Here is a 12,600-nt window from a genome sequence, read left to right as displayed (position 1 = left end):
GAAGAGGTAACCAACATGACCAACGCCATCCCTCAAGTCGGTGTCCACTCCGAAGTCGGCAAACTGCGCAAGGTGCTCGTCTGCTCGCCGGGGCTCGCGCATCAGCGGCTCACGCCGAGCAATTGCGACGAGCTGCTGTTCGACGACGTGATGTGGGTGAACCAGGCGAAACGCGACCATTTCGACTTCGTGTCGAAGATGCGCGAGCGCGGCGTCGAAGTGCTCGAGATGCACAACCTGTTGACCGAGACCGTGAAGAATCCGGCCGCGCTCAAGTGGATACTGGACCGCAAGATCACGCCCGACAGCGTCGGCATCGGCCTCGTCGACGAAGTGCGCGCGTGGCTCGAGGGCCTCGAGCCGCGCACGCTCGCCGAGTTCCTGATCGGCGGCGTCGCGGCGAGCGACATCCCGGGCGCCGAGCGCTCGAAGGTGCTCACGCTGTTCCGCGACTATCTCGGCAAATCGTCGTTCGTGCTGCCGCCGCTGCCGAACATGATGTTCACGCGCGACACGTCATGCTGGATCTACGGCGGCGTCACGCTCAATCCGATGCACTGGCCCGCGCGCCGGCAGGAAACGCTCCTCGTCGCCGCGATCTACAGATTCCATCCGGCGTTCGCCGACGCGAAGTTCGACATCTGGTACGGCGATCCCGACCGCGATCACGGGATGGCGACGCTCGAAGGCGGCGACGTGATGCCGATCGGCCGCGGCGTCGTGCTCGTCGGAATGGGCGAGCGCACCTCGCGCCAGGCGATCGGCCAGCTCGCGCAAGCGCTGTTCCAAAAGGGCGCGGCCGAGCGCGTGATCGTCGCGGGCCTGCCGAACTCGCGCGCGTCGATGCACCTCGACACCGTGTTCAGCTTCTGCGACCGCGATCTCGTGACGGTCTTCCCCGACGTCGTGAGCCGGATCGTGCCGTTCTCGCTGCGCCCGGGCGGCGACGCGCGTTACGGCATCGAGATCGAGCGCGAGGACAAGCCGTTCGTCGACGTCGTCGCGCAGGCGCTCGGCCTCAGGGCGCTGCGCGTCGTCGAGACGGGCGGCAACGATTTCGCGGCCGAGCGCGAGCAATGGGACGACGGCAACAACATGGTCTGCGTCGAGCCGGGCGTCGTCGTCGGCTACGACCGCAACACGTATACGAACACGCTGCTGCGCAAGGCGGGCGTCGAGGTGATCACGATCGGCTCGAGCGAGCTCGGCCGCGGCCGGGGCGGCGGCCACTGCATGACCTGCCCGGTGCTGCGCGATCCGGTCGACTACTGAGGCGAACACCGAAGCGAGCGTCGCGGCGCTTTGGCGCCGCTGCCTGACACCCAACGGAGAATCCAGATGAGCTTCAACCTGCACAACCGCAATCTGCTGAGCCTGATGCATCACAACGCGCGCGAGCTGCGCTACCTGCTCGATCTCGCGCGGGATCTCAAGCGCGCGAAGTACAGCGGCACCGAGCAGCCGCGTTTGCTGCGCAAGAACATCGCGCTGATCTTCGAGAAGACGTCGACCCGCACGCGCTGCGCGTTCGAAGTCGCCGCGTACGACCAGGGCGCGAACGTCACGTACATCGATCCGGCGTCGTCGCAGATCGGCCACAAGGAGAGCATGAAGGACACCGCGCGCGTGCTCGGCCGGATGTACGACGCGATCGAGTACCGCGGCTTCAGCCAGGAGATCGTCGAGGAGCTCGCGCATCATGCGGGCGTGCCCGTCTTCAACGGCCTCACCGACGAATACCACCCGACGCAAATGCTCGCCGACGTGATGACGATGCGCGAGCACAGCGACAAGCCGCTGCACGACATCAGCTACGCGTATCTCGGCGACGCGCGCAACAACATGGGCAACTCGCTGCTGCTCATCGGCGCGAAGCTCGGGATGGACGTGCGCATCGGCGCGCCGAAGGCGCTCTGGCCCGCTGCGGAGTTCATCGCGCAATGCGAGGCGTTCGCGGCCGAAAGCGGCGCGCGGATCATGTTGAGCGAAGATCCGCATGAGGCGGTCAAGGGCGTCGACTTCATCCACACCGACGTATGGGTGTCGATGGGAGAGCCCGTCGAGGCATGGGACGAACGGATCAAGGCGCTGCTGCCGTATCAGGTGAACCGCAAGCTGATCGAATCGACGGGCAATCCGCGCACGCGCTTCATGCATTGCCTGCCGGCGTTCCACAATTGCGAGACGAAGGTCGGCAAGCAGATCGCCGAGCGCTATCCGCGTCTGAAGGACGGCATCGAAGTGACCGACGAAGTGTTCGAATCGCCGCGCTGCATCGCGTTCGAGCAGGCGGAGAACCGCATGCACACGATCAAGGCGGTACTCGTGTCGACGCTCGGCGGCATCTGACGAACCCACGCGCGCGACCGTGCGGCGCCCTGCATCATCGGGCGCCGCGCCGCGCGCATCTTCAAGGAGAAACACGATGCGTATCGTCATCGCATTGGGCGGCAACGCGCTCTTGCAGCGCAATCAGCCGATGACCGAGGCCCAGCAGCGGGAGAACGTGAAGATCGCGGTCGCGCAGATCGCGCAGATCGCGCCCGGCAACGAACTCGTGATCGCGCACGGCAACGGGCCGCAGGTCGGGCTCCTCGCGCTGCAGGGCGCGGCATATACCGAAGTCGCGCCCTATCCGCTCGACGTGCTCGGCGCGCAGACGGAAGGGATGATCGGCTATCTGATCGAACAGGAAATGGGCAACCTGCTGCCGCCCGACGCGCCGTTCGCGACGCTCCTGACGCAAGTGGAGGTCGATCCGGCCGATCCGGCGTTCGAGCATCCGACCAAGCCGATCGGCCCCGTCTATTCGCGCGAGGACGCCGAGCGGCTCGCGCAGGAAAAAGGCTGGCGCATCGCGCCCGACGGCGACCAGTTCCGCCGCGTGGTGGCGAGCCCGCGGCCGCGGCGCATCTTCGAGATCCGGCCGGTCAAGTGGCTGCTCGAGAAAGGCACGATCGTGATCTGCGCGGGCGGCGGCGGCATTCCGACGCGCTACGACGCGAGCGGCAAGCTCTCGGGCGTCGAGGCGGTGATCGACAAGGATCTGTGCGCGTCGCTGCTCGCGCGCGAATTGAGCGCGGATCTGCTCGTGATTGCGACCGACGTCGACGGCGCGTACGTCGACTGGGGCAAGCCGACGCAAGCGCAGATCGAGGCCGCGCATCCGGACGAGCTCGAACGGCTCGGTTTCGCGGCCGGCTCGATGGGGCCGAAGGTGCAGGCGGCGATCGAGTTCGCACGGCAGACCGGACACGATGCGGTGATCGGCTCGCTCGCGGATATCGTCGCGATCGCCGAGGGCCGCGCGGGCACGCGCGTCAGCACGAAGGTCGACGGGATTCGTTACCGCAAGCCGCACTGAGCGAGACGGCGGCGAGCGGCATGGCGATCCGCCGCCGCGCGACGCGCGCCGGCGGCGAGGCGCGGCTGTCGTCGCGCGCGCCGCGGCCAGTGCGGCCGCGGCGCGCTTCGAGCCCTCGCGTATCGCACCGCCGATGCAATCCGCAGCGTTGATCCGCAGCATCGACGTCCCGCACCGGCGAGCGCGCCGCCCGCCGCGCTCTTCGTCCGCTCACGCGCCGCGCTTGTCGTTCTGACGGCGCGTCCACGCATGCGTCTGCTCGTCGCGCACGAACTGCTCGACGGCGGCGGGCAGCAGGTTGCGGAACAGCCCGCCGTCGCTTTCCGTCACTTCGACCATCTTCTCGACCATCTCCTGCGGGTCGAACTGCTCGAACGGGAACGTCAGCTTCTCGGGCGTCGCCGCGTCGCGCGCGGGATCGAGCCAGCGGCGCGGCGTCTCCATCATCCGGTCGTTGAAGCCCGTGCTATAAGGGCCCGGATTGACGACCGCGATCTGGATGCCGTGCGCGTCGAGCTCCGCGTGCATCGCCTCGGCGATCGATTCGACCGCGTGCTTCGACGCGCAATACGCGCCCGTGTACGCGCCCGTGATGAGCCCGGCGATCGACGACACGAACACGATCTTGCCGCGCCCGCGCGCGATCATCCCGCGCGCGACCTGCTGCGTGAGCTCGAGCGGGCCGAACACGTTGGCCTCGAACAGCTCGCGAACGATGTCGACGGGCAGATCGACGAGCGCGCCCGCCTCGCCCACGCCGGCGTTGTTCAGCAGCACGTCGACGTCCCAGCGCGCGGCCTGCGCGCGGTCCCGCGCCGAGGTCACGTCGAGCTTCACGGCGTCGAGCGCGACCCCGCGCCGCGCGGCCTCGGCGTTCAGTTCGGTGATCTGCGGCACGATCTGCACGCCCGCGATCACGTGATGGCCTTTCGCGGCGAGCCGCAGCGCGGCCTCGCGGCCGAAACCCGAGCCTGCGCCCGTCACCAGAATGCGTTTCCGAGTCATGTCCTTGCTCCTTGTCCTGCGTTGAGAAGAGTGGCGAAAGCATCGACGCACGCCTGTGCGATCGCGCTGTCGTCGTCGACCGTGCCGCCCGACACGCCGACCGCGCCGACGCAGCTTCCGTTTGCGTCGAGAAGCGGCAGGCCGCCGCCGAACGTGACGAGCCCGCCGTTGCTGTGCTCGATGCTGCGGATCGGCCCGTCGCCGGCCGACAACACGCCGAGCGACGCGCTCGGCATCCGGAAGCGCGCGGCCGTGCCGGCCTTGCGCGTCGCGAGATCGATCGCGCCGATGAACGCGTCGTCCATCCGCGCGAACGCGACGAGATGCGCGCCGGCGTCGACGACGGCGATCGCGACGGCGACGCCCGCCGCGTTCAGATGCGCGGCGTTCGCGACGCCGGCGTCGACGACGCGCCGCGCGCGTTCGAGCGTGAGTTCGGTGGACATCGGCGGCTCCTTGTGCGATTCGACTGGGAGCCAGTGTAAGGATCGGCGGTATCTGCGAGAATCAGTGTTCCGCTCACAAACGTATCAAGTTTTTCTAATGACTCTGCGACGCGATCCGCTCGGCGGCCTGCATGTGTTCATCAGCGTCGTCACGCACGGCAACTTCACGCGCGCGGCGGCCGCGCTCGGCCTCACGCCCGCCGCGGTGAGCCTCGCGATCGGGCAGCTCGAAAGCGAGCTGAAAGTCAAATTGTTCAGCCGCAGCACGCGCGGCGTGAGCCTGACGGAAGCCGGCCAGCGCTATTACGACGCGACCGCGCAGCCGTACCGGCAGGTCGCCGACGCACGCGACGCGCTGAACGACGCGCGCGACGAGCCCGAGGGCCTGTTGCGGATCAGCGCGCTGCATCTCGCGAAATCGGTCGTCACGGCCGACGTGCTCGCCGAATTCTTCCGCCGCTACCCGAAAGTGAGCGTCGAGATCCGCTACGAGGATCATCTCGTCGACATCGTGAAGGAACGGCTCGACGCCGGGATACGCTTGGCCGACCGGCTGCAGCCCGGTATGGTCGGCGTGAAGATCGCGCCCGCGCTCACGTGCGCGCTCGTCGCGACGCCCGGCTATCTCGCGCAGCACGGCACGCCTGCGAAGGTCGCCGACCTCGCGCGGCACATGTGCATCCGCTTTCGCTTTCCGAAGAGCGGGCGCCTGCACAAATGGCCGCTGCGCGACGGCCGCCGCGACATCGAGCTCGACGTCGCGGGCCGCTTCGTCAGCACCGATACGGGCGCCGTGATCGACGCCGCGCGCGCGGGCGCGGGCATCGCGTTCGTGTTCATGCGCGAGCGGATCGAGGACGACCTGCGCCGCGGCACGCTGCGCGAGGTGCTGCCGGGCGCATGCCGGACGCTGCCGCCGATGTGGCTCTACTACGCGAACCGCAAGCACGTGCCGCCGAAGCTGCGCGCGTTCATCGCGGTGCTGCGCGAGCACGCGGCGGCCGACGCGCGGCGCTGACGGCTTCGCGTTCGCCGTTGCGGCGCGATGCCGCCTCGTGCCGCGCGCTTGTGCGTCGTTTTTGTGCGTCGCTCTCGTGCTTCGTCCGCGTCCGGCGACGGCCTGGTCCGCCGCCCCATGCAAAAGCGCCGGCGCGGCGCAATGCGCTTGCATGATTTCGCGATATCACGAAGTCGCGCCGCCGCCAGCAACGATGCGCGGGATCGGCTACATTGTGCGGACCGCGCCGCCCGCGCGGATCACGGGCGGGCGCGTGGCGACTTCTTCATCGATTCATCGACCGAGTTCATCCATGTCCGATCTTTCCGAGTTTCCGATCACGAAGAAATGGCCCGCGCAGCATCCGGAGCGCATCCAGCTCTATTCGCTGCCGACGCCGAACGGCGTCAAGGTGTCGATCCTGCTGGAGGAAACGGGGCTGCCGTACGAGGCGCACGTCGTGCGCTTCGACACGAACGACCAGATGTCGCCCGAGTTCCTGTCGCTGAACCCGAACAACAAGATCCCGGCGATCATCGATCCGCACGGCCCGGGCGGCAAGCCGCTCGCGCTGTTCGAATCGGGCGCGATCCTGCTCTATCTCGCCGACAAGACGGCCCGGTTCATTCCGGCCGATCCCGCGCGCCGCTACGAGACGATCCAGTGGCTGATGTTCCAGATGGGCGGCATCGGGCCGATGTTCGGCCAGGTCGGCTTCTTTCACAAGTTCGCGGGCCGCGAATACGAGGACAAGCGCCCGCGCGATCGCTACGTCGGCGAAGCGAAGCGCCTGCTCGCGGTGCTCGAGGGCCGCCTCGCGGATCGCCAGTGGATCATGGGCGACGCCTATACGATCGCCGACATCGCGACGTTCCCGTGGGTGCGCAACCTGATCGGCTTCTACGAGGCGCGCGAGCTCGTCGAATTCGAGCGCTTTCCGAACGTCGCGCGCGTGCTCGACGCGTTTCTCGCACGGCCGACGGTCGCGCGCGGGCTGAACATTCCGGCGCGGCCGTAACCGCGTGCCGGCGTCGCGCCGCGTCCGTGCGGTGCGACGCCTTGCGCCGACGGGCGGCCGGACGCACGCGCGGCTCGCCGCGTCGCCGGCCTCCTCGATCCTCTGCCCGCTTCCGCTTCTCCTTTTCGCGCTCGCAACGAACGCCATCGCGAATGCGACGGCATACGCGAAAAGTCACCAGTCACGCCGCTTCAACGTTTCAATCTCGCCTCCTTCTTGCCTCCTTCCTCTCGCCGAATCGCATGCGCCTTCGACGTCCGGCGTTTGCGTCGCCTCCGTCCGGCATCCGCGCGCCACATGCATCCGTTCACGATGCGCCAAACGCGAAGTGGTGCGAATCATTCCGCGAGCGGCGCATCGAGCGCCGCGCCGTTTCGAGCGATTTCGCGGCGATTTCGCGCCGATTCGCGGCGATCCGCGCCGGTCCTTATCGGCTCGCCCGCGCCGCCGGGCCCATCAACGTGCAGTCAGCCGTCGGCCTGCCCTTGCAGCAGCTTGCCGAGCAGCTTCGCGAGCCGGCGCTGCTCCGTGTCGCTCAGCGCGGCCAGCACGCGCCGCTGGTTGTCGACGTGCGCGACGACGGCGTCGTCGATCAACGCGAGCCCCGCGGGCGTCAGCGCGACGAGCGTGCCGCGCCCGTCCGCCGGATTCGGGCGGCGCTCGACCCACCCCGCCTTTTCGATGCGATCGATCCGGTTCGTCATGCTGCCCGACGAGATCATCGCGGCGTCGTAAAGCGCGGTCGGCGTCAGCGCGTACGGCGCGCCGCTGCGACGCAGCGTCGCGAGCACGTCGAACTCGCCGGGCTGCAAGCCGTAGCGCGCGAAGAGCGGGTTGAGCCTGTCCCGCGCGATGACGAGCGCCGCCTCCTGCAGCCTGCCGAGCACGATCATCGACGACGGGTCGAGATCCGGGCGCTCGCGACGCCATTGCTCGACCGCATGTGCTGCGCGATCCATTACCCCTCCTGTTCGTCCAAGTTATCTTGACGTCGAGATAGATCGAATCTATCTTGATGTCGAGACAATTATACGCAATGCGCGTACCCGGCAGCCGTCCGGACGCGCGCCGCTTCCATTCCTATGCACATGCTTCTTTCTCCTGCTTGGCGGCTCGCCGCCATCGTCCTCGTCGGCCTCAACCTGCGTCCGGTGCTCGCGTCGGTCGGGCCGCTCCTCGATACGATCCAGCGCGCGACCGGCTTGTCCGACAGCGCGGCGAGCCTGCTGACGACCGTCCCGATCCTGCTGATGGGCGCGGGGGCGCTGAGCGCGCCGTGGCTCGCGCGCCGCGCCGGCGTGCGCGCGGGCGTATGGCTCGGCGTCGCGCTGATCGGGCTCGCATGCGCGGCGCGCGTCGCGGCGAGCGCGCCCGCCGTGCTGCTCGCGTCCGCGCTGTGCGCGGGGCTCGGCATCGCGGCCGTGCAGGCGCTCCTGCCCGCCTTCATCAAGGCCGAGTTCGCCGCGCGCGCGGGCAGCGTGATGGGCTTCTATTCGACGTCGATCATGGGCGGCGCCGTGTTCGCGAGCGTCGCGACGCCGTTTGCGTCGCACGCGCTCGGCTGGCCGCTCGCGCTGGCCGGCTGGACGCTGCCCGCCGTCGCCGCCGCGCTGCTGTGGCCGCTCGCGACGCGCGCGGCGGCCCGCGACGCGCAGGCGCGCTCGGCCACGCGGCGCACGAGCGGCGCGCGCGCATGGTTGCTCGCCGCGTTCTTCGGCCTCGGCACGGGCGCGTACACGCTCGTGCTCGCGTGGCTGCCGCCGTATTACGTGGCGCTCGGATGGTCGCCCGAAGCGGCGGGCGGGCTGCTCGGCGGCGTGACGCTCGCCGAGGTCGCCGCGGGGCTCACCGTGTCGGCGTTCATCGACCGCCTGACGGATCGCCGTCCCGCGCTCTTCGCCGCGATCGCGTCGCTGTTCGTCGGCTTGATCGTGCTGATCGCGGCGCCGATCGATTTCGCGCTGCCCGCGTCGCTGCTGCTCGGCCTCGGCATCGGCGCGCTGTTTCCGCTGTCGCTGATCGTTGCGCTCGATCACGCGCCGAGCGCGGCCGAGGCCGGCGCGCTTACCGGATTCGTCCAGGGAATCGGCTATCTGATCGCGGGCCTTTTCCCGTTCGTCGCGGGCGTGATCCGGCAGAACGTCGCCGATCTGTCGCCGGCATGGGGCTTCATGGCCGCCGTGTGCGTCGCGATGGCGGCGATGGCCGCGCGCTTCGCGCCGCTGCGGCTCGCCGTCGCGCGAAACGGCGCGTGAGGGGCGAGTCAGCGGCGAGTGAGTGGCGCATGGGCGGCGCGCGACGCGTATCGTCTGGCGTTTGCGCGACGTCGCGTTGCATTCGTGGTGTGGGTTGCTTGCGTTGCGGTCATATCGGCAGCGCCGCTCGCCGGTATCGCCGCATGGGTGCGGCCGGAGGAATCCCCGCTCGCTCGGTGCCGGCGCGCCGCCGACGCGACGCGACGCGCGCGCGGCGGCTACCCTATCGCCGATGCGCGGGCGTCGCTTCGGGGCGGCATGGCGCGCGCCGATTTGCGTCTCGCGTCGAAGACGCAACGTTTCGACGGCGTGTCGACGACGAAACTACGAATCGACGCATGGCGCGCGTTCGTCGCGCCGATGAACTACGCATGCTGACATGCGCGAATGCGGCCATGTCGCGTCGCGCGGCCCGATCGCACGGCGGCGAACGCCTGCGATGCGCCCTCCTCAAATCGGCCGCGCACATCTTCGCCGCGAAGCGCGCGTGCCCGCGCGTGCCTGTTCATGCTCGAGCTGCCGCCGGCCCGATCCCGAGCGCGCCCGCGCATCGGCCGCACGGATCGCGCTTTGCCCGAGCCGGAACTCGTACGGCACGCCACGGTCCCTATTGAACGTCACGACCCCAACGCGCCGATCCGGCCAAGGAAATGCCCATGATGTCGACTCGATTCCGTCATTTCGCCGCGGCCGCGCTCGTGGTGTCCGCCGGCGCGTTCGCGGCGCCGGCGAGCGCCGCGCCCGATGTCGCGTGCCGGCCCGACGAGACGATGCCGAAGCGGCAGTTTCGCGGTACGTGGATCGCATCGGTGATCAACATCGACTGGCCGTCCCGCCCGGGCCTGTCCGTCGCCGACCAGGAGGCCGAGCTGCGCGCGTGGCTCGACGACGCGGCCCGCATGAATCGAAATGCCGTGATCCTCCAGGTTCGCCCGACCGCGGACGCATTCTGGCCGTCGCCGTTCGAGCCGTGGTCGAAATATCTGACGGGCGCGCAAGGCGGCGACCCCGGCTACGATCCGCTCGCGTTCGCGGTTGCCGAAGCGCATCGGCGCAATCTCGAGCTGCACGCATGGTTCAATCCGTATCGCATCGCGATGGACGAGCGCATCGACGCGCTCGTCGCGACGCATCCGGCCCGCCAGCACCCGGACTGGGTCGTTCGCTACGGCGGGAAACTGTACTACAACCCGGGCGTGCCGGCCGCGCGCGCGTTCGTCGTCGACGCGATCATGGACGCCGTCGGCCGCTACGATATCGACGGCGTGCATCTCGACGACTATTTCTACCCGTATCCGGTCGCGGGCGAGACGTTCGACGATGCGTCGGCCTACGCTCGATACGGCGCGGGCTTCCCGACGCTCGCCGACTGGCGCCGCGACAACGTCGATCGGCTCGTCGAAGCGCTCGCGCATCGCATCAAGGCCGCGAAGCCGTGGGTGAAGTTCGGAATCTCGCCGTTCGCGGTCTGGCGCAACGCGGCCACCGATCCGCAGGGCTCGCAGACGTCGGCTGCCGTGCAGACCTATGACGACCTGTATGCGGATACGCGCCGATGGCTGCGCGAGCGCTGGATCGATTACGTCGTCCCGCAGGTGTACTGGGCGCAAGGCTTCGCACCCGCCGACTACGACAAGGTGGTGTCGTGGTGGGCGAACGAGGCGCGCGGCCGCGACGTGCACTTGTACATCGGGCAGGCGGCGTACAAGGTCGGCACGTCGAATCAATCGCCGGGCTGGTCCGATCCGGCCGAGCTGAGCAATCATCTGGCGTTCAATCTCACCGTGCCCGAGGTGAAGGGCGACGTCTACTTTTCCGCGAAGGACGTGCGCGCGGACCGGCTCGGCGCGACGACGCGCGTGAACCGCACCTGGTATTCGCGGCCGGCGCTCGTGCCGGCGATGCGCCCGCTCGACGGAGCGCCGCCGCCGCCCGCTGAGGATCTCCGTGCGCAACGCACGCCGGACGGCGTGCGGCTGCGATGGAAGCCGCGCTCGAATGCGGCGGCGTCTTACGCGGTCTATCGCCACGAGACGGGACGGCAAGACATGTGCGACGACCACGACGCGCGCCATTTGCTCGCGACGGTTCGGGGAACCGATTATGTCGACATCACCGCGCACGCCGATCGCGACTACCGCTACGTCGTCACCGCGCTCGATCGTCTCTGGAACGAAAGCGAGCCGGTCGACGTCGTGACGCCGGCTTTGCGATCGCATTGAAGCGCTCGCGCGGATGCGCCGGCGGCGGAGCGTCGTTCACGCGAACACGGGCGACGCCGCGCTTCGGCATCTGATATTTCGCGCTCGGCTCGATGCGGGACGCCGCGCGTGGATCGCGATGTGTCGCCGACGCGTTCGAGCCCGCGCTTCGCGCAGCGACGGTCGCATCGGCGTCGGGGGGCGGAGTCGATGCAGGAATCGATGTCGGATTCGGCATCGATGCGCGTGCCGCCCCAAGCTTGCCTTGCCTCTTGCATGCCCGTTCGCGCGCTCGACGCGCGCAATCGCCGCATGCCTGCGCACGCCGGCGCTTGCCGATATGCTGACCTGCGCCGAGTGCCGCCGTCCTCACCCTTTCGCGTAGAGCGTCGACTCGTCGAACCCTTGCGCGTCGAGCACGCGCCCGATCAGGATCAGCGCGGTGCGCTCGATTGGCGTGCCGGCGACCTTGTCGACGATGTCGGCGAGCGTGCCCGTCACGCGCTCCTCGTCGGGCCAGCTCGCACGGTAGATCACGGCCACCGGACAATCGGCGCCGTAGTGCGGCAGCGCGTCGTCGACGATTCGCGCGAGATGCCGCACGCCGAGATGGATCGCGAGCGTCGCGCGGTGCGCGGCGAGGCTCGCGAGCGACTCGCCTTCGGGCATCGTCGTCTTGCCCGCGTAGCGCGTGAGGATCACGGTCTGCGCGACGCCCGGCAGCGTCAGCTCGACGCCGAGCGCCGCCGCGCACGCGGCCGTCGCGGTCACGCCGGGCACGATCTCGTAAGGAATCCGGAGCGCGGCGAGCCGGCGCATCTGCTCGCCGATCGCGCCGTACAGCGACGGATCGCCGGAATGCACGCGCGCGACGTCCTGCCCGTTCGCGTGCGCCTGAGCGAGCAGCGCGACGATCGCATCGAGATCGAGCTCCGCCGTGTTCACGACGAGTTCGGCGCGATGGCCGTCGAGCACCGCGGCCGGCACGAGCGAGCCCGCGTACAGGATCACCGGGCAACTGCGCACGAGGCGCTGGCCCTTCACCGTGATCAGCTCGGGATCGCCCGGACCCGCGCCGATGAAATACACCGTCATTCAAGATACTCCGTCATTCGATGATTCGATTCGAGGATGCGATGCGCGCGCCGCGGGGCGCGTTCTCGCGCATTGCGCGCATCGCTCGGGCAGCCCGCTTTCGTCACTTTCGTCACTTTCGTCGCTCTTCTCGCCTACGCGACCTGTCCCGCTTTGATGACGCCTCGCCGCGCACGCAACTCGGCCCGGCGCGTGCGGCCCGCGGGACATCCGGCCCGC

General features: G+C 69.1%; 11 protein-coding genes. 7 read left to right on the top strand and 4 right to left on the bottom strand.

Annotated elements, in window-relative coordinates:
- Window positions 1-15 precede the first annotated feature (15 nt).
- The 3 genes from arcA (at window position 16) to arcC (ending at window position 3,364) form a co-directional block, all read left to right on the top strand.
- Complete coding sequence (gene arcA, locus WS91_RS13590; protein ID WP_038742997.1) at window positions 16-1,272, top strand: arginine deiminase; 1,257 nt, start codon at window positions 16-18, stop codon at window positions 1,270-1,272.
- A gap of 66 nt (window positions 1,273-1,338) precedes the next feature.
- On the top strand, window positions 1,339-2,349 hold the full coding sequence (locus tag WS91_RS13585) for an ornithine carbamoyltransferase (protein WP_038742999.1): 1,011 nt from the start codon (window positions 1,339-1,341) through the stop codon (window positions 2,347-2,349).
- A 76-nt stretch (window positions 2,350-2,425) separates the two neighbouring features.
- A complete protein-coding gene (gene arcC, locus WS91_RS13580) occupies window positions 2,426-3,364 on the top strand; it encodes a carbamate kinase (RefSeq protein WP_038743001.1) in 939 nt (312 codons plus the stop codon).
- Window positions 3,365-3,574: 210 nt separating this feature from the next.
- Here the strand turns inward: arcC and WS91_RS13575 are convergent, their stop codons facing one another.
- Entirely contained in the window at window positions 3,575-4,369 is a 795-nt protein-coding gene (locus WS91_RS13575; protein WP_038743003.1) for an SDR family oxidoreductase, read from the bottom strand.
- The gene (locus WS91_RS13570) at window positions 4,366-4,815 is read right to left on the bottom strand and encodes a GlcG/HbpS family heme-binding protein (protein ID WP_059574940.1); all 450 of its coding nucleotides are present in this window, start codon (window positions 4,813-4,815) and stop codon (window positions 4,366-4,368) included. The genes WS91_RS13575 and WS91_RS13570 overlap by 4 nt, the downstream gene beginning before the upstream one ends.
- Window positions 4,816-4,912: 97 nt before the next feature.
- Between WS91_RS13570 and WS91_RS13565 the strand changes: the two genes are divergently transcribed.
- On the top strand, window positions 4,913-5,833 hold the full coding sequence (locus WS91_RS13565) for a LysR family transcriptional regulator (protein WP_038743007.1): 921 nt from the start codon (window positions 4,913-4,915) through the stop codon (window positions 5,831-5,833).
- Between the two features lie 292 nt (window positions 5,834-6,125).
- The gene (locus tag WS91_RS13560) at window positions 6,126-6,830 is read left to right on the top strand and encodes a glutathione binding-like protein (protein ID WP_059670412.1); all 705 of its coding nucleotides are present in this window, start codon (window positions 6,126-6,128) and stop codon (window positions 6,828-6,830) included.
- A gap of 467 nt (window positions 6,831-7,297) precedes the next feature.
- Here WS91_RS13560 and WS91_RS13555 read toward each other — a convergent pair whose 3' ends face one another.
- The gene (locus tag WS91_RS13555; protein ID WP_059574944.1) at window positions 7,298-7,789 is read right to left on the bottom strand and encodes a MarR family winged helix-turn-helix transcriptional regulator; all 492 of its coding nucleotides are present in this window, start codon (window positions 7,787-7,789) and stop codon (window positions 7,298-7,300) included.
- 123 nt (window positions 7,790-7,912) lie between these two features.
- Here WS91_RS13555 and WS91_RS13550 point away from each other — a divergent pair, with 123 nt between their 5' ends.
- Both WS91_RS13550 and WS91_RS13545 read left to right on the top strand, forming a co-directional pair.
- Window positions 7,913-9,085 carry an MFS transporter gene (locus WS91_RS13550; RefSeq protein ID WP_059670411.1) on the top strand — a complete coding sequence of 391 codons (1,173 nt, stop codon included), beginning with the start codon at window positions 7,913-7,915 and terminating at the stop codon, window positions 9,083-9,085.
- Window positions 9,086-9,741: 656 nt separating this feature from the next.
- Complete coding sequence (locus WS91_RS13545; protein WP_038743018.1) at window positions 9,742-11,307, top strand: glycoside hydrolase family 10 protein; 1,566 nt, start codon at window positions 9,742-9,744, stop codon at window positions 11,305-11,307.
- A 348-nt stretch (window positions 11,308-11,655) separates the two neighbouring features.
- Here the strand turns inward: WS91_RS13545 and cobM are convergent, their stop codons facing one another.
- On the bottom strand, window positions 11,656-12,381 hold the full coding sequence (gene cobM / locus WS91_RS13540) for a precorrin-4 C(11)-methyltransferase (protein WP_038743020.1): 726 nt from the start codon (window positions 12,379-12,381) through the stop codon (window positions 11,656-11,658).
- Between the last annotated feature and the right edge of the window lie 219 nt (window positions 12,382-12,600).

It is taken from the genome of Burkholderia sp. MSMB1498 (genome assembly GCF_001526245.1).
GTDB lineage: Bacteria > Pseudomonadota > Gammaproteobacteria > Burkholderiales > Burkholderiaceae > Burkholderia > Burkholderia savannae.
Note: the sequence above shows the minus strand (reverse complement) of the source record. Positions and strands in the feature narration are given on the sequence as shown.

Bases quoted from the DNA above. Each gene is read 5' to 3' on its own strand.
- arcC (WP_038743001.1), top strand. From the start codon at position 2,426: ATGCGTATCGTCATCGCATTGGGCGGCAACGCGCTCTTGCAGCGCAAT.
- WS91_RS13560 (WP_059670412.1), top strand. From the start codon at position 6,126: ATGTCCGATCTTTCCGAGTTTCCGATCACGAAGAAATGGCCCGCGCAG.
- WS91_RS13565 (WP_038743007.1), top strand. From the start codon at position 4,913: ATGACTCTGCGACGCGATCCGCTCGGCGGCCTGCATGTGTTCATCAGC.
- WS91_RS13570 (WP_059574940.1), bottom strand. From the start codon at position 4,815: ATGTCCACCGAACTCACGCTCGAACGCGCGCGGCGCGTCGTCGACGCC.
- cobM (WP_038743020.1), bottom strand. From the start codon at position 12,381: ATGACGGTGTATTTCATCGGCGCGGGTCCGGGCGATCCCGAGCTGATC.
- WS91_RS13550 (WP_059670411.1), top strand. From the start codon at position 7,913: ATGCACATGCTTCTTTCTCCTGCTTGGCGGCTCGCCGCCATCGTCCTC.
- arcA (WP_038742997.1), top strand. From the start codon at position 16: ATGACCAACGCCATCCCTCAAGTCGGTGTCCACTCCGAAGTCGGCAAA.
- WS91_RS13555 (WP_059574944.1), bottom strand. From the start codon at position 7,789: ATGGATCGCGCAGCACATGCGGTCGAGCAATGGCGTCGCGAGCGCCCG.
- WS91_RS13585 (WP_038742999.1), top strand. From the start codon at position 1,339: ATGAGCTTCAACCTGCACAACCGCAATCTGCTGAGCCTGATGCATCAC.
- WS91_RS13545 (WP_038743018.1), top strand. From the start codon at position 9,742: ATGATGTCGACTCGATTCCGTCATTTCGCCGCGGCCGCGCTCGTGGTG.
- WS91_RS13575 (WP_038743003.1), bottom strand. From the start codon at position 4,369: ATGACTCGGAAACGCATTCTGGTGACGGGCGCAGGCTCGGGTTTCGGC.